We start from the raw sequence: 16,134 nt of genomic DNA on the forward strand, positions 1-16,134 counted from the left end.
GGTGTCGACGACACCGGAGCCCTCGTCGCGGTGGTTCCAGACACGTTCCTGGATCTGCCCGCGGGACAGGACGCGGCCGGGGTTCTCCATGAGGTAGCGCAGGAGCGCGAACTCGGTGGTGGTGAGGTCGACGGGGCGGCCGGCGGCCCACACCTGGTGGGCGTCCGCGTCGAGCTGGACCTCCCCGGCGCGCAGCCGGTTGCGGTCGGGGGCGGGCGGGGCGCCGCCCGCTCTGCGGAGGAGCGCGCGCACCCGGGCCGCGACCTCCTTCAGTTCGAAGGGTTTCGTGACGAAGTCGTCGCCACCCATGTCGAGGCCGCGCACCCGGTCGTCGACACCACCGAGCCCGGTGAGGAAGAGCACCGGTACCGCGTTGCCGCGTTCGCGCAGCGTCCGGCAGACCTCGAAGCCGCCGAGGTCGGGCAGGTTGACGTCAAGGAGGATCAGATCGGGGTCGTGGCGCGTGACAGCCTGGAGCGCCTGGCGCCCGGTGGCCGCGGGGATCACCTGGTAGCCGAGGAATTCCAGGGCCATGGTGAGCATGGAACGGATCCCCTCCTCGTCGTCCACGACGAGAAGGCGGCCCGTGTCCGAAGAGACAACAGAGGGCACAGGGGCGGTCATGTCCTGTTCCTTTGCGACCGTGACCTCAAATTGAGATCTCAAGTTTTCGGCAGGGTCCGCGTATCCTCACACGTACCGGCAGGTAAGTGAGAACGCTTTCGAAATGATTCGGAATGACTCGTTCCTCACAGTGGTCACGGGAACCCTGCCGCCCCCTCGTCCGTACCCAACGACCGCGAGCGCGCCCGGAGTTGATCCGGACGCGCTCGTGTGGTGATCGGAGGCCGACGGGATGTCAGCTGGTGAAGATGAAGTACTTCCAGCTGCCGTATGTCGTGGTGTTGACATTGTCGCCGGAGGACGTGTCGATATACGCGGAACGGATCCGGAAACGGACGCCCGTGCTCGGCGTTCCGGTCAGCTCGACCGCGCCCACGCCGCCCGATTCCAGGGCGAAGTACTCCTTGCCCGTGGTGTGCCAGGCACCCTCGTAATACCCCTGGATCTCCACCCGGTACTTGCGGCCCGGGTAGTAGGTCATCCGCGTCGTGAACAGCGGGTCCACGGACTTGCGGAAGTAGTAGTAGGTGTGGCTCCAGGCGTAGTTCGTCTTGTAGTGACGGCTCGGCGTCGTCGACACGCTGACCTTGGTGTAGACGCGGCTCGTCGCCGTGACCGGCTTGTAGCGGGCGTCGCCCGCGAACTTGGCCGTGAGCTTGGTGTCACGGGTCAGGTCGAGGGTGACCGACAGGTTGCCCGAGGAGTTCACGGTCCCCGACTTGACCAGCTTGTTGGGCTTGTCGGAGCCGTACGGGTCGGCCCAGATCTCGACCGCGCGGTTCTTGTACGTGGTCCCGAGGTGCGCCGTGATCGAGACGTCCGCGCCGTACGCGTACGTGCCGCCGTTCTTGTTGAGCGTCAGCGTGGTCGTGGCGCGGGAGACCTCGACGGTGTCGGAGGCGCTCGCGGCGGTGTGCCGGGCGTCGCCCGCGTAGGAGACGGTGTACGTGACGGTGCCGCCGGCCGGCGGGGTGTCCTTGAAGGAGTACGTGCCGTCCGAGGCGACCGTGACCGGGGCGAGCGCCTTGCCCGCCGGGGACTCCAGGTCGGTGCGGGTGGCGGTCAGGGTCGTCCCCGGGGCGAAGGCCGTGTCCGAGGTCAGCTTGCCGGTGACCGTCAGCTCCTTGGCGCGGGTGGCCGTCGCGGGCGCGTTCACCGAGAGGGTCGTGGGCGCCGGGACGGTGTCGTCGAGGTCGCGCAGCGCGTAGCCGCCGGAGCTGGTGGCGACCACCGCGAACAGGTGCGACTCGTCGGGCGCGAAGGCGAGGCCGCCGGGCACGAGGGTGCCCGCGCCGGTGCCGTCGGCGGTGTCCGTGAAGTCGTAGACGTGCTCGGCGCTGGTGGTGCCCGGCTCGTAGACCCACACGTCCGGCTCGTACATGCCGTCGATGCCCGCGGCGACCGTGCCGTCGGGGGCGATGTCGACGGCGTTCGGGTACGCGTCGGTCGGGTACTTGCCGTCCGGCGTCAGGTCGGAGGTCTTGTACACCTGCTGGTAGTACGGGGCGCCGCTGGCCACCACGAGGTGGGAGCCGTCCGGGGTGAGGGCGAGGTCGCGCAGGTTGCTCGCCACGTAGTCGTCGGTGTTCGGGCCGGTCGCCGTCTTCGTCGCCGTCCCCGACGACACGTCGTAGACGGCCACGGTGGCCGGGCTCATGCCCTCGACGCCGGCCGCCAGGGTGTTCGGGGCGCCGGGCGTGGAGGCCAGCATGGGGGCCGCGTACCAGCCGCCGGCCTGCTTGAGGGTGACCACGGGGTCGGAGCCGGACACGTCGAGCGAGCCGATGTTGCCCTGGGCGGCCGGGCCGTAGCCGAACCACAGCCTGCCGCCGGCCCATGCCGGGTACTGCGGGTCGGTGCCCTCGCCCGTCGGGTACCGCTTCGCCTCGGTGACCGTCGCGGTGTCGATGGCCACGAGGGAGTCGTCCCCCGGCACCGCCGCGTACAGCGTGCCCGAGTCGGGGGACAGTTCCAGACCCTTGGCGCCGGGCAGCGAGGCCACGGTGCCGACGACATGGCCCGCGTAGTCGGTGGCGACGACCTTGCCGCCGACCGGATCGGAGACGAAGACCCGCTGGTGCGTGCCGTCGACGACGATGGCCCCGGCCGACTGCACCGGCAGCGGGGTGCTGGTGTCGGCGACGGCGGGCGTGGCCCCGGTGACCGCGAGCGCGGCCGAACTGAAGAGGACGGCCAACGCGGTGGCCGTCGGAAGAGTGCGCATACGCACGTGTTTCGAACCCCCGGAACGAAAGCGAGAGAGCGTCCCGAGTACCTGGACGGTACACGGACACATTGAGCGAAGACTAGATCAAGCCACTGACAGGAGTCCCGGAGGGGGCCCGCGGAGGCCGCGGCCGACTCCTCCCTCCTTCTCGGCCCTGTGCTGAACGGCTCCCTTTCGCCCTCGCGGCCGACTTCTCGTGTCGGACCTCCACGGCTGCACCAGGGTGCATTTCGAGACACATCCCGGATTCCTCGTGAGCCGTCGACAGCCCATGTCCCCTTGTTCGCAAGCCGGTTCGGGCGTAGAGGCAACCTGCGGATTCCGTTTCGCCTCCTTCGGGGCGTGAGGCGCTTCCGGTACGGGTGGGGCGCCCGCGTTCGAAGTGTGGGGAGGGACCCTTGATCCATGCCCGGCGAACAGGTGTCGCCGCCGTGGTCGTGCTCGCGGCACTGGCGGGAGCACCCGGGTCGGCACAGGCCCAACCGCCGTCGGTGACCGCGGCATCGGCGACGGCATCGGACGGCGGGCTGCCGCCGGGGTGGCGCGTCACCGGTGAAGGGGCGCAGCGGGAGCTGGTCTGGCGGTCCGAGCGGACGGTGCCCATGGGCGACGCCCGCGTCGAGTTCCACGCCGGGGACCGGCTGCTCGGCGTACCGAGGGCGGCGGCCGACGGGCGTACGTTCCGGCTCGTCCTCGACCAGGACACCCCGCTGGAGGACCTCCGGGTGCTCGCGGCCGGGCGCCGGCTGGACGCGAGGACCGACGGCCCCGACGGCTCCGGCGGCTCCGGCGGCGACGGGGGCTCCGACGGCTCCGGTGACGGCGGCGGTTCCGGTGGCGGTGGGAGCGCCGCGCCGGACGCGGAGCGGCTTCCGGCACAGCCCCCGGCGAACGCCGTCGACCCGGGCAAGCCGGGCCCGTACGGCACGGTCTCCGGCGAGTACGACCTCCCCCCGGTGAAACTGCCCGGCTTCGCCGAGCCCGTCGAGATGCAGGCCGTCGTCGTCGCGCCCAAGGGCGCCACCGGCAAGCGGCCGCTCGCGCTGTTCCTGCACGGCCGGCACGGCACCTGTTACAAGCCGGGCGGCGACGACGTGACCGGCGACTGGCCCTGCCCGGCCGGCCACAAGGCGATACCGAGCTACAAGGGCTATCTGCGCGACCAGAAACTGCTCGCCTCCCAGGGCTACATGACGGTGTCGGTCTCGGCGAACGGCATCAACGGCCAGGACGGGGAGGTCGAGGACGGCGGCGCGCAGGCCCGTTCCTCGCTGGTGCGGCAGCACCTCGCGAAGTGGGCCGACTGGACCGCCCACCGGGGCGACGCCCCGGCCGTGGTGCGCGACGCCCCCGAGACCGACCTCTCCCGTGTCCTGCTCGTCGGCCACTCGCGCGGCGGCGAGGGCATCAACCGGGCCGCGATGGACAGCCTCTACCCGGCGCCCGCCGAGCAGGACGGCTACCGCGGTCCCGTCAGCTGGAAGATCCGCGGCACCGTGCTCATCGGGCCCACCATCTTCGGCCACAACCCCGTCGCCGACGTCCCGTCCGTGACCATCCTGCCCGGCTGCGACGGCGACGTCGCCGACCTCCAGGGCCAGGTGTACGTGGACGGCACGCGCGGCGTCAGCAAGGGCAGCGCCCTGCACAGCGCCGTGTACGTCGTCGGCGCCAACCACAACTTCTTCAACAGCGAGTGGACGCCCGGCCAGGCCGAGGCGCCCGCCGACGACGACTTCTGGGAGGACCCGGACAGCCACAGCCGGGACAAGGTGTGCTCCACGCGCAGCCGTACCCGGCTCACCGCGGGCGAGCAGCAGAAGGCCGGCGCCACCTACACGGCCGCCGCGGCCCGGCTGTTCGTGGCGGGCGACGACCGGGTCCGCCCGCTGCTCGACGGCTCGAACCGGCGCGCCTCGTCCGCCGACCCGGCCAGGGTGCTCACCCACGCCGTGGGCGCCCGCCGCACCGGCGGGTTCCTGCCCGACAACGGGGTGAAGGTGACCGGCGGCCGACTGTGCGCGGCGGTCGACCCGTCCGCGACCAAGGCCTGCCTGAGCAGGAAGGTCAAGGGGGCGTCCCCGCACTTCGCCTGGTGGCAGTCGGCGACGGAGGCCGGGCGCAGCGCCGTCGCGCTGAAGTGGTCCGCGGCGGGCAGGGCGACGAAGGTCACCCCGGCGAAGCCGGTGTCCCTGTCCGGCGCCACGCACCTGGCGCTGCGGGTGATCGTGCCGCCGAACACCTCCGGCACCAAGCTGGACGTGTCCGTCACCGACTCCGCCGGACGCCGGGCCAAGCTCGGCCGGGTGAAGGTCGACGGGCTCCCCGGCACCGCGCGCACCGCCTCCTACTGGGCGCGCGAGATACGGGTACCGCTGACCGCGGCCGGTCGCGGCGGATTCGACCTCAAGCACGTCAAGTCCCTCACCCTGAGCTCGCGTTCGCGGACCGGGCAGGCCTGGATGATGGATGCCTGGGGCTGGGCGCCGGGCACCCCGGCGGTCACCGCCGCCGCCCTGCCGCGTGTCGACATCGGTCGGCTCAGGGTCAAGGAGGGCGACTCCGGCACCCGCACGTACCGCGTCCCGGTCACGGTCTCCGGGCACGGCAGCGGCAAGGTCCGCTTCTCGGTCCCGGACCGGGACACCGGACGCACCGTGGACAAGACGGTCACCGTACGGCCTGGGGCGAGCCCCATCGACGTGCCGGTCGTGGTCAAGGGCGACACCCGTTTCGGTGACGAGGAGCGGTACTTCCTCCTCGCCAAGGCCGTGCGTGGCGCGGTCGTCGGCTCGTACGCGGGTGGGGTCACCGTGGAGGACGACGACCCGGCGCCCGTGATGGGGCTGAAGCCGGTCGCCGGCCGGGTGACCGAGGGCAGGAAGCTGACCTGGCGGGTGACGTTCTCGGCGCCGGCCGAGGTGGACGTCCGCCAGGTGGTCCGGGTGCTGCCGGTCACCGAGGGCGTCGAGCTGTCCACCAAGGACGTGGACCCGCGCTGGCTGGAGAACTTCGGTGAGCGGCCCAGCCCCGAGCGCCCGCTGTCGCAGACGGGCGTGTGGATCACGGTCGACGTCCGGGCGGGGCGCACCACCGCCGACTTCACCGTCCCGACGGTGAAGGACCGGGTGACCGAGCCGTCCGAGTCGCTGCGCCTGGCGCTGGCCGACTGGGACGGCGAACCGCTGCCGGGCCTGGAGTCGACGGGGACGGTCGTGGACGCCTCGTAGCCCACACCTTGTAGCCAACACCTCGTAGGCGACGCCTCGCAGGACACGCGTCCTGAACGCGGAGGGGGCATGGACCGATGACGGTCCATGCCCCCTCCGCCGTGCTCGGCCCGTGGACCGGGCGTGGCGCGTCAGCTGGTGAAGATGAAGTACTTCCAGGCGCCGTACGTCGTGGTGTTGACGTTGTCGCCGGAGGTCGTGTCGTGGTACTCGGAGCGGAAACGGAAGCGAACGTTCGTCGTCGGGGTGCCGGTCAGGGTGATGTCGGACCCGCCGGACGTGCCGAGCTCGAAGTACTCCGAGCCCCCGTCCCGCCAGGCGCCCTGGTAGTAGGCCTGGAGCTGGAGGCGCTGCTTGCGGCCCGGGTAGTACGTCATCGTCGTCTTCAGGACGGGGTCCTTGGACTTGCGGACGTAGGAGTACTTCTGGCCCCACGCAGTCTGGGTCTTGTAGGAGCCGCCGATCGAGGACGAGATCCTGACCTTGGTGTAGACGGTGTTGGTGACCGTCCTCGGCTTGTAGCGGGCGTCACCGGCGAACTTCACGGACACCTTGGTGTCACGGGTCAGGTCGAGGGTGGCCGACAGGTTCCCCGAGGAGTTCACCGTCCCCGACTTGACCAGCTTGCTGGGCTTGTCGGAGCCGTACGGGTCGGCCCAGATCTCCAGCTTGCGGTTCTTGTACGTGGTGCCGAGGTGCGCGGTGAACGTGACGTCCGCGCCGTACGCGTAGGTGTTGCGGTTCTTGTTGAGCGTCAGCGTGGTCGTGGCGCGGGAGACCTCGACGGTGTCGGAGGCGGAGCCCGGCGCGTGGTCGGCGTCGCCCGCGTAGCGCACCGTGTACTTCACCTTGCCGCCGACGGTCGGGGTGTCGGAGAAGGAGTACGTCCCGTCGGCCGCGACCGTCACGTCCGCGAGGGCCTTGCCCGACGTGGACTCCAGGTCGGTGCGGGTCACCGTCAGCTTCACCCCGGCCGGGAGCGCCGCCTTCGAGGTGACCTTGCCCGTGACGGTGAGCTTCTTGGCGCGGGTGGCCGTGGCCGGGGCGTTCACGCTGAGCGTCGTGGTGGCCCTGGTGGGGGCTTCCAGCACACGCAGCGAGTACACGCCCTTGTCGTTGTAGGTCACCGCGAACAGGCGGGACGCGTCCGGTGCCCAGGCCAGGCCCGAGTCGGGCAGCTCGTCGCCGCCGCTGCTGCCACCGGTGTTCGGGAAGTCGTACTCCCGCACCGAGGTGGTGGAGCCCGGCTTGTAGACGTAGATGTCGGGCTCGTAGATGCCGTCGATGCCGGCCGCGACGGTCCCGTCGGACGCCACGGCGACCGAGTTCGGGTAGGTGTCGCTGGCGTAGGTGCCGTCCGCCGTCAGGTCGGAGGTCTTGAAGACCTGGTGGTGGTACGGGGCGCCGCTGGCCACGATGACGCGCTGCCCGTCCGGGGTGACCGCGAGGTCGCCCATGTTGGAGCCGCCGGTGTCCACGGCCGCCGTGCGGCTCGCGGTGCCCGAGGAGACGTCGTACACGGCGAGCTTGCTGCCGCCGGTCTCGCCCGCGACCAGGGCGCCGGCGCCGGGCGCCGCGTCCAGGATGGGCGCGTAGTACCAGAGGTGGGTGGTGTCCTGGTCGAGCGCGACCACGGGCTCCTCGCCGGACAGGTCCAGCGAACCGAGGTCACCGCTGCCGGCCGCGCCGTAGCCGAACCAGACCTTTCCGCCGGCCGACGCGACGCTCACCGGGGCGTCGCCCACGGGGTAGCGGGCGGACTCGGTGTTCGTCGCCGTGTCGACGGCCACGACGGCGTCCGCGTCCCGCACCGCCGCGTACAGCGTGCCGGAGTCGGCGGACAGCTCCAGGCCCTGGACGCCGGGCAGGTTCGTCAGCTGCTTGACGACGATGCCGTGGAAGTCGGTGACGACGATCTTGCCGCCCTGCGGGTCGCTGATGAAGACCCGCTGGTGGACGCCGTCCACCGCGATGTCCGCGCTCGACGCGACCGGAAGGACCATGGTGCTGTCGGCCGCCGCCGGGGCGGCCGTCCCGACCGCGAGCGCGGCCGAGCTGAAGAGGACTGCCAGCGCGGTGGCAGCCGGAAGAGTGCGGATACGCACGTTTTCGAACCCCCCGGAACGAAAAGCAAAGAGAGCGCCGCGCATGTCTGTTCGACTCGCGGGCGAGTGAGCGAAGACTAAGTCACGCCGCTGACAGAGGCGTCGCTGGGGGCGTCCCTCGTTTCGACCGCGTCCTTGTGTTCGTGCGGCTACGCTCGGTGCATGTCGAACCTGCGCCGACTGGACCCCAGTGCCTCGCCGTTGGACTACTTCGGCTCGGAGCTACGCCGCCGAAGAGAGGAAGCGGGGCTGACGCAGGGGGATCTGGGCTCAGCGATCTTCTGCACGGGTTCCTTGGTGGGGCAGATCGAGACGGCACATCGGGTCCCGCAGCGTGAGTTCGCCGAGCGGGTGGATGCGGCGCTGATGACTGACGGCTTCTTCTCGCGGTTGGTGGGACTGGTGCTGCGCAGCCAGTTGCCCACATGGTTCCAGCAGTACGCCGAGTTGGAGGCGAAGGCGACGTACATCGCTTCCTACCAGGCACAGCTGGTGGATGGGCTGCTCCAGACGGAGGGGTATGCCCGCGCCGTTCTCGGGGTGCGGAACCAAGGGGACCTTGACGCCAAGGTCGAGGCCCGGCTTGAGCGACAGCGCATCCTGGCCAGGGAAGAGCCGCCTTCGCTGTGGGTGGTGCTGAGCGAAGCGGTGTTGCACCAAGAAGTCGGCAGTCGGCAGGTCATGCTGGACCAACTCGCGCACTTGACGCGCTTCACCGAAGACGGCTGGACCCAGCTCCAGGTGCTGCCGTTCCACGCCGGCCAACACCCCGGACAACTGGGGTCTTTCAACCTCCTGCGCTTCGAGGGCGACCCGGACCTCGTCTATACGGAGGACTTCATCCAAGGACACATGACGGCCGACTCGCGCGCTTTCAAAGAAGGGCAGCTCCGTTACGATCATTTGAGGGCTGCTGCACTCTCCCTGAAGGACTCTGCGGCACTGATCGCACGCGTGATGGAGGAGCGGTATGGGCACCAGCCAGAAGCTGTCGACGGCCCGGTGGCGTAAGTCCTCGTACAGCGGTGACACCGGCGGCCAGTGCGTCGAATGCGCCCCCCTCGGCGCCGCCCGGTGGATCAAGTCCTCCCACAGCGGCAGCAGCGGCGGCGAATGCGTCGAAGTAGCCCCCCTCACCCCTCACATAGCCGTCCGCGACTCCAAGAACCCCGGTGGCGGCACCCTCACCCTCTCCGTGGCGGCCTTCTCCGCCTTCCTGGAGCATGTGTCGTCCGGCGGCCAATAGCCCCAGCCGTAGGCGAGGTTGAACCGGGAGCGGGCCGCCCGCGTCGTCGCGAGCGGCCCGCTGTTCGGGTCGTGTCAGCCGTTGCCCGTCAGCTCTCCACGCCCGCGCGGCGCCGGCGCGCGACGTAGACCGCGGCGGCACCGAGCGCCAGGACCGCGGCCCCCGCACCCGCGATGAGCGGCGTGCTGCTCGACCCGCCGGTCGCGGCGAGCCCTCCGTTCGTCTTCGGGTCGTTCGCGCCCTTCCCCTCGTCCGAGTCCCCGTCCGTGCCGGTCTCGGGCGTGGCCGGCTCGCTGGGGGTCGGGGACGCGCCGGGGCCGGGCGCGTCGCTCTTCGCGAGCTGCGCCGCGAACACTCCCGCGATCACCTTGTGGCCCTCGGCGTTGGGGTGCGGGTCCTTCTTCGTGCACGCCCAGGTCAGCTGGCAGATCTTGGCCACGTTCGCCGGGACCTCGCCCACGCCGGGAAGGTTCACCTGGGTGGTGAAGTCGTCCGAGGAGAAGGCCGTGGCCACGTCCGCCACCTTGAAGCCGGTGGACTTGTACACCTGGGTGATCCCCGCGTTGGCGGCCTTGAGCAGGGGCGCCGACTCCTTGGCGGCCTGCTGCCCCGCCGGGCCCTGCGCCCAGGCCGCCAGGAACGGGTTGTGGTACGTCGAGCCCACGAACTGCGTGTTCTTCCCGCCGGCCTGGTGGAGCGCGCCCGCGATCTGGGCGAGGTTCTTCGCCATGCTCTGGCTCTGGCTGTTCAGGCACGCGGCGTCGAGGGCACCGACCGGGCTGACGCAGTTGAGGAGGATGTCGTTCGCGCCGACGGTGAGGGTCACGTAGGCGACCTTGCCGCGATGGTGGGCCATGGCCTTCAGCGCGGCGTCCAGCTGGGACTTGGCGTTCGGGTAGTCGCACTTCCCGCCGCTGATCAGGGACTCGGTGGTCTCAGCGGTGCAGCCGAGGCGTATGTGCTTCAGCCCGGGGGTGCGCTGCTTGAGCTGCGCGTACAGCTGGTCGGTGTAGGCGGAGTCGGTGTCCTTGTCGACGTCCGGCTGGTACCCCGAGGACAGGGAGTCGCCGACCGAGATGTAGTACGTGGCGTCCTGGCTGTCGCCCGCCTCGTCGGCGGCGGCCAGTCCGGGCGTGCCCAGCGCGATCGTCACGGCCGCGACGGCCAGAGGGGGGCCGAAACGCTGAAGGGATCTCTTCACTTGCGTGTGCTTTCTGGTGATGGGGGAGTGATACCCGAGGAGCGGAGCGAAGCTCACCTGAAAGCGGCGAAACTCGGCCGCTACGGTTTTCGGGCACCCAGATGTGGCCTTCTTGTGAAGGTATAGGGGGGTGGTCTCCACGGGTTGTATGCCTGTTTGACCGCACCTCGGAGACGCGGCGTCAATCTAGCAGCGCCGAAGGGAAATTCGGTATGGGGGACTGACAAATTGATGACCCTTGCGACACGTGTAATCAGCAGAAAGTCCCGGCCGTACGAGAATTGGTGACCGGACCCGTTGGTAGCCATTCGCTGAGTGATCGCTGGGCCGCGACAGCCCTGTGATCAGTCCGTCACCTGCGCGGGAGTCGAACCGTGCCGAGCTCGACGGAGGCTTTGCGCAGCACGGTTGGCCACTTGTTCGACAAGTCGACTAAAGCGAGGCCCGCATGTTCGGCGGGTCGAATAAGGCGGCTGATCGTGGAATGCGGTGGGGTCTGCAACGCGACCCGAGGAAGCGCGAATTAACGGAATAACAGAAATCCGGGTCTCAGTTTGGCTCACCTCAGTCGACGCCACCCATCCCCCCAAGGCTCGGTGGCGCCGCCGCCCTTCTCCTCCGTATTCCTGAACCACGACTCGCCGGTCTGCATCCCCGCCCGGCGACGATCGGCCCAGAGGGCGGGCGGGCTGTGGTCAACCGGTGAACTGATCGAGCAGCCACGAGAGGCCGGCGCGGGCGACCCCGGCGGTGAGCCCGCCCAGAGCGGCTCCGGCGAGACGAAGACGTTCACGGCGGGTCAGCCGCGGCCGGTCCGCGCGGCGGTCGGTACGGGATGAGGTGGCGCGCGAGGTCTCGTGAGAGTTCGTCATGTCTCGACAGTGGGTGTCGCCGGGAAGACCTACCGCATGAGGCGAACGACCTCCGAGAACATCCGGTCCCCGGCACACGGTCGCGAACTCGGCCGAACAGGTCACCGGTTCGACGGAGTTCGCTCCGGTTCGGTGTCGTTCGCCGGGGGCGTCGTGGCAGGTGGCAGGTGGCACTACGGGGAGGGGCGGAACACCTTGGCCGAGCACAACGAGGGGAACCAGCCGGCGGCTTCGTACGCCGAGGCGCTCGACGCGCAGGGAAGCGCGTTGAGGCAGTTGCGTGCGGAGCGCGGCCTCAAGTCGTACAGCGAGATCGACAAACGGGCCCTCGCGCTGACGGCCGGGCGGGAGAGGCTGCCCAAGGCCACACTGCACGCCGCGTTCAGGGGCCACTACCTGGGGCTTGACCGGCTGATGCTGCTGGTGCGGGTCCTGATGTCCTGGGACGAGTACGGACAGGGGTGCACCGTCGTGCCCCACAGGGCCGGTGTTCTCGCGCCGTGGCGCTCCGCCTGGTCGCACCTGGCCACGCTGCGCCCCGGGCCACGATCCGCCCGGCCGGGCGGCAGTACCGAGGGGGCGACGGCGCCCAGCGGGCCGGCGACACCAGCACGGCTCTCCCCGCCGAACGGCATGCGGATCTACATCAGTTACGCGGGGCCGGATCGCGTCTGGGCGGAGTGGGTGGCCTGGCAGTTGCAGCAGGCAGGACACCAGGTCCTGATCGATGTCTGGGACTGGCACGCGGGAGACGACTTCCATGAGGCCATGAAGCGGGGGCTGGCCCAGGCCGATGCCCTGGTGGCCCTGTTCTCCCCCTCCTATTTCGAGCAGGGCCGCTGGACGGCCACCGAGATCGAGGCCGCCCTCGCCCAGGGAAAGCGCCTGATACCCCTGGCCATCGAGTACGTCCCCCACGACAGCATCCCGGAGAACCTGGCGAAGAGGCTCCGCAAGGACCTCTGGGGCCTCGACGAAGCGGCCGCCGCGGCCGCCGTACTCGAAGCGGTCGGCGGCACCGAACGCCCCCACACCCCTCCGACGTTCCCCGGCGCCCCGCTCGACAGCGGTGAGGCCCACGGGACCGCGGTCAGCTGAACGGGTGACCGTCTCGTATGCCACGGCATCGGTGGCGGCCGGTGGCGGGCGGTAGGTTCTCCCTGTCCGGGGTGAGGGGGAAACGCGTGCGTGGTGCCGTGGTGACGGAGGCCGGGGATCGGATCCGGTGGGTGGAGTGGGCGGGGGACGAGCCCTGCCGGGTGTATGTGCACGGGCTGGGGGCCGCGTCGGGGCCGTACTTCACCGCCGTGGCCACGCATCCGTCACTCGCCGGGCGGCGGTCCCTGCTCGTCGACATGCTGGGGCACGGGATCAGTGACCGGCCCACGGACTTCGACTACTCCCTGGAGGCGCACGCCGACGCGCTCGCTCGGGCGCTGACGGCCGCGGGGGTCACCGGCGCCGAACTCGTCGCGCACAGCATGGGCGGCTCCGTGGGGATCGTGCTGGCGTCCCGGCACCCGGAGCTCGTGTCGAGGCTGGTGATGATCGACTCCAACCTCGATCCGCTCACCCCCGCCCGCGGCGTCGTCGGGAGCAACGGCATCGCGGCGTACTCCGAGGAGGAGTTCCTGGCCGGCGGCTGGGCGGAGTTCGCCGAGTCGGCCGGGGCCGAGTGGTGGGCGACGATGCGGCTGGCCGGGCGGGAGGCGCTGTACCGCAGTGCCGTCCGGCTCGCCCGCGGCACCCGCCCCACCATGCGTGAGCTGCTCCTCGACCTGAAGATCCCCCGCACCTATCTCCACCCCGAGGCGGACGGCCCGCTGCCCGGCGCGGACGCGCTCACCGCGTCCGGCGTGAGCGTCGTCCCCGTCCCGGACTGCGGCCACAACGTCATGCTCGACAACCCGGAGGCGTTCGTACGGGCGACGGCGGCCGCGCTGGCCGACTGACAGGACCGCCGGCGGGCCTGCTGACGGGCCCGCTGACGGGTCGGCTCCCGCCCGCTCCCGGTCAGGCCGTGGACCTCGGACGGGACGCGCCGCCGCCTCGCGCGCGCAGCTCCTCGTTGATGCGCAGGGCCTCTTCCAACTGGTCCTCGAGGATGACGATGCGGCAGGCGGCCTCGACGGGGGTGCCCTGGTCGACGAGTTCGCGGGCCCGGGCGGCGATGCGCAGCTGGTAGCGGGAGTAGCGGCGGTGACCGCCTTCGGAGCGCAGCGGGGTGATCAGGCGGTGTTCGCCGAGGGCGCGCAGGAAGGCGGGGGTGGTGGCGAGCATCTCGGCGGCCCGGCCCATGGTGTACGCCGGGTAGTCGTCGTCGTCGAGATTGTCGGTGAGACGGGAGCGGGCTGGGTGCACAGACCTCTTCTTTCGCGGACACGTCAGGGGGCCCGGGCGCCGTACGGCACCCGAGCCCCGAGCTTCTACCACCATCTACCGGCGCACCGCGCCGGCCTTCTGTATCCGCAGGGTCCGTCCGGGAGGACAGGACTGCGGGGATCGCGAATGCGTGACCGGGGACCACCTTCCAATCCGGGGCCTGCGGCGTCCCGGGCGGACGTCTTCCTCGCCCGGGCGGATCCTGATGGTGTCTGCTCCTTACCTTCGATGATGCGGGTCGTTCTTCCTGGATGACGCGGTACTGCTCGTCCTGCACGCACGGCAGTTCATGTCTGCCGTGCCCTTTCGACTTCCGGGTTACAGGAAAAACGGTAGCTCGCCCACAGGGCAATGTCTACTGCGGCCGCTATAGATTTACTCGCGGAGGGCGAGGATGAATGTCTGTCGCACATGTGTCCGAGGTGGGCTGCGGGGCGCGCGGGCACGACGGCACACTCGTTCGAGTGAATGGCTCCGGATTCCCCGTGTGCGCTTCCGGTCTACGCTGAGAGCGTCGCGCTGAGCGAAGGAGGTCTGTCATGGCGACGGCGGAGCCGATCATCATGCCGGGGTACCAGGGCGAGGCCATCTACGGTCCGTACGACGACCCTGACGGCGACAGCGACGCGGACAGCGGTGTGCCCGACCACACGGGCGCGAGCGTCGAGCAGGTCTTCGAGCTCTTCAGTGCGACGGCTCCCAAGGGCTGGCGCGTGGAGCTGATCGAAGGGGAGATCTGCGTGACGCCTCCGGCAAACGGGGAGCACGAGGAGATCGTGTCCGAACTCAGTGGGCAGATCCGAGACCATGACAAGGGGCTGGGCCGGTACACCGGCATCGGCCTCGACGTCCCCGGCGCCTCCCGGACCGGTCGCGTCGTCCCCGACCTGGTCATCGCCCCGAAGGGCAGTTTCAGTGACAGGGAGGAGTGGCACGACCCTTCCCCGGTCCTCCTCGTCGCCGAGGTCACCTCCGACAGCACCGCCGAGCGCGACCGCGAGCAGAAGATCCAGGGCTACGCCCGCGCCGGGATCCCGCTCTACCTGCTGATCGACAGGGAGGCGGGCGAGGCGGTCATCCACGCCGAGCCCTCGGCGGACGAGTACGCCAAGAGCTCCCGGTGCAAACTCGGGCTCACTGTGAGCCTCCCCGCGCCCCTCGGGTTCGAACTGGACACGGCGGAGTTCTGAGGGGGCGCCGGGGCGGAGTGCGCCCTTCGGCCCCGTACCCCGTCCGGCTCAGCGCGGGACGGCGCCGGCCAGGGCCATCAGGGCCGCCACCGCCAGCAGCGCGGCGACCAGGGGACGGGTGTGGCGGGTGAGCAGTTCTCGGAACACGGCGACCTCGCAGCGGCTGCGGCGGCAGCGGGGGTGGCTGCCGGCGATGGGCTGAGTGGCTGAGCGGCGGAGGAGTCGAGGGGCTGAACGCGTGGTCGAACGTGTACAGCGCGTCGCTCAACGTAGGGCTTTGGCCTACCAACGGCAAGAGGGCCGTGGCCAGTTGAGGTAAAGCGGCCGGCATAAGCGGGCTTACTGGCATGCTTACGTCATGGCAGGTATGGCCGAGCGTGACGACCCCGAGGTCATAGGGCGCAGAGTGCAGCAACTGCGGACGGAACGCGGCCTCACACAACGGCAGTTGGCGGAGCCCGCGTACACCCCCGCGTACATCTCCACCCTGGAGTCCGGTCGCGTCCGCGCCTCGGAACCCGCCCTGCGGCATATCGCCGAGCGGCTCGGCATCGGATACGAGGAACTGGCCACCGGACGGCCCGCCGGCTTCGCCACCGAGCTGCGGCTGCGGCTCACCGGCGCGCAGCGCACCCTCGCCACCGGAGCCACCGAGGCCGCCGCCGAGGGCTTCGCGTCCGTGCTCGCCGAGGCCGACGAACACGGTCTGCTCACGGAACAGGCCGACTCCCTGCTGGGCCTCGGCGAATGCGCCCTGGAGACCGGCGACCTGGAGACCGCCCGGCTCCGCTTCGAACAGGCCGAGCAGCGGCTCGGCGACGCCCCGCTGCCCGCCCGCGTCCCCGCTCTGCGCGGCCGGGCCGTCGCCCACTACCTCGCCGGTGAACTCCGCTACTCCTGCTACCTCTTCGAGTCCACCCTCGACGAGCTGAACCGCAACGGCCTGCACGACCCGGACGCTCTGCTCCTCCTCTACACCGGCGTCATCGCCCCCTACATGGACATGGGCGCACACGCCCGCGCCGCCCAGGCCGCCGAGCTGGCCCTCGCCCTCGCC

General features: G+C 70.5%; 13 protein-coding genes. 7 read left to right on the forward strand and 6 right to left on the reverse strand.

The features are described 5' to 3' along the window. Both AOK15_RS29940 and AOK15_RS29945 read right to left on the reverse strand, forming a co-directional pair. Positions 1-624, reverse strand: a 624-nt coding sequence (locus AOK15_RS29940) for a response regulator transcription factor (RefSeq protein WP_240508660.1), incomplete at its 3' end; no start/stop codon positions are given. Positions 625-859: 235 nt separating this feature from the next. Next, positions 860-2,848, reverse strand: coding sequence for a hypothetical protein (locus AOK15_RS29945; protein ID WP_079058787.1), 1,989 nt, complete (start codon positions 2,846-2,848; stop codon positions 860-862). Positions 2,849-3,249: 401 nt separating this feature from the next. On the opposite strand from AOK15_RS29945, the gene AOK15_RS29950 reads away from it, so the two are divergent. Further along, entirely contained in the window at positions 3,250-6,081 is a 2,832-nt protein-coding gene (locus AOK15_RS29950) for an alpha/beta hydrolase family protein (RefSeq protein WP_055521466.1), read from the forward strand. 131 nt (positions 6,082-6,212) lie between these two features. Here the strand turns inward: AOK15_RS29950 and AOK15_RS29955 are convergent, their stop codons facing one another. Further along, complete coding sequence (locus tag AOK15_RS29955) at positions 6,213-8,186, reverse strand: YncE family protein (RefSeq protein WP_055521467.1); 1,974 nt, start codon at positions 8,184-8,186, stop codon at positions 6,213-6,215. Positions 8,187-8,348: 162 nt separating this feature from the next. Here AOK15_RS29955 and AOK15_RS29960 point away from each other — a divergent pair, with 162 nt between their 5' ends. Both AOK15_RS29960 and AOK15_RS29965 read left to right on the forward strand, forming a co-directional pair. Beyond that, positions 8,349-9,197 carry a helix-turn-helix domain-containing protein gene (locus AOK15_RS29960; RefSeq protein ID WP_055521468.1) on the forward strand — a complete coding sequence of 283 codons (849 nt, stop codon included), beginning with the start codon at positions 8,349-8,351 and terminating at the stop codon, positions 9,195-9,197. Next, the gene (locus AOK15_RS29965) at positions 9,157-9,432 is read left to right on the forward strand and encodes a DUF397 domain-containing protein (RefSeq protein WP_055521469.1); all 276 of its coding nucleotides are present in this window, start codon (positions 9,157-9,159) and stop codon (positions 9,430-9,432) included. The genes AOK15_RS29960 and AOK15_RS29965 overlap by 41 nt, the downstream gene beginning before the upstream one ends. Before the next feature lie 88 nt (positions 9,433-9,520). On the opposite strand, the gene AOK15_RS29970 is transcribed toward AOK15_RS29965, so the two are convergent. Both AOK15_RS29970 and AOK15_RS45270 read right to left on the reverse strand, forming a co-directional pair. Beyond that, complete coding sequence (locus AOK15_RS29970; protein WP_055521474.1) at positions 9,521-10,585, reverse strand: SGNH/GDSL hydrolase family protein; 1,065 nt, start codon at positions 10,583-10,585, stop codon at positions 9,521-9,523. 743 nt (positions 10,586-11,328) lie between these two features. Further along, positions 11,329-11,505, reverse strand: coding sequence for a hypothetical protein (locus tag AOK15_RS45270; protein WP_157870413.1), 177 nt, complete (start codon positions 11,503-11,505; stop codon positions 11,329-11,331). Positions 11,506-11,700: 195 nt separating this feature from the next. On the opposite strand from AOK15_RS45270, the gene AOK15_RS47475 reads away from it, so the two are divergent. Both AOK15_RS47475 and AOK15_RS29980 read left to right on the forward strand, forming a co-directional pair. Next, complete coding sequence (locus AOK15_RS47475; RefSeq protein WP_240508661.1) at positions 11,701-12,603, forward strand: toll/interleukin-1 receptor domain-containing protein; 903 nt, start codon at positions 11,701-11,703, stop codon at positions 12,601-12,603. Positions 12,604-12,689: 86 nt separating this feature from the next. Beyond that, positions 12,690-13,457 (forward strand): alpha/beta fold hydrolase, encoded by a 768-nt coding sequence (locus AOK15_RS29980; protein WP_055521471.1) that lies wholly within the window; start codon positions 12,690-12,692, stop codon positions 13,455-13,457. A gap of 61 nt (positions 13,458-13,518) precedes the next feature. Here the strand turns inward: AOK15_RS29980 and AOK15_RS29985 are convergent, their stop codons facing one another. Further along, positions 13,519-13,866: a MerR family transcriptional regulator gene (locus AOK15_RS29985; RefSeq protein ID WP_055521472.1), complete on the reverse strand. Its 348-nt coding sequence runs from the start codon at positions 13,864-13,866 to the stop codon at positions 13,519-13,521. Between the two features lie 560 nt (positions 13,867-14,426). Here AOK15_RS29985 and AOK15_RS29990 point away from each other — a divergent pair. Together AOK15_RS29990 and AOK15_RS47480 are read left to right on the forward strand one after the other, a co-directional pair. After that, positions 14,427-15,077 (forward strand): Uma2 family endonuclease, encoded by a 651-nt coding sequence (locus AOK15_RS29990; RefSeq protein WP_079058789.1) that lies wholly within the window; start codon positions 14,427-14,429, stop codon positions 15,075-15,077. 367 nt (positions 15,078-15,444) lie between these two features. Continuing rightward, a partial coding sequence (locus AOK15_RS47480) for a helix-turn-helix domain-containing protein (RefSeq protein ID WP_240508662.1) occupies positions 15,445-16,134 on the forward strand: 690 nt, incomplete at its 3' end.

Origin of the sequence: Streptomyces ossamyceticus, from assembly GCF_001418475.1 — a bacterium.
Taxonomy (GTDB): Bacteria; Actinomycetota; Actinomycetes; order Streptomycetales; family Streptomycetaceae; genus Streptomyces; species Streptomyces ossamyceticus.

Excerpts from the sequence above, each read along its gene's own strand:
- AOK15_RS29945 (WP_079058787.1), bottom strand. The coding sequence starts at position 2,848 with ATGCGCACTCTTCCGACGGCCACCGCGTTGGCCGTCCTCTTCAGTTCG.
- AOK15_RS29960 (WP_055521468.1), top strand. The coding sequence starts at position 8,349 with ATGTCGAACCTGCGCCGACTGGACCCCAGTGCCTCGCCGTTGGACTAC.
- AOK15_RS29965 (WP_055521469.1), top strand. The coding sequence starts at position 9,157 with ATGGGCACCAGCCAGAAGCTGTCGACGGCCCGGTGGCGTAAGTCCTCG.
- AOK15_RS45270 (WP_157870413.1), bottom strand. The coding sequence starts at position 11,505 with ATGACGAACTCTCACGAGACCTCGCGCGCCACCTCATCCCGTACCGAC.
- AOK15_RS29990 (WP_079058789.1), top strand. The coding sequence starts at position 14,427 with ATGGCGACGGCGGAGCCGATCATCATGCCGGGGTACCAGGGCGAGGCC.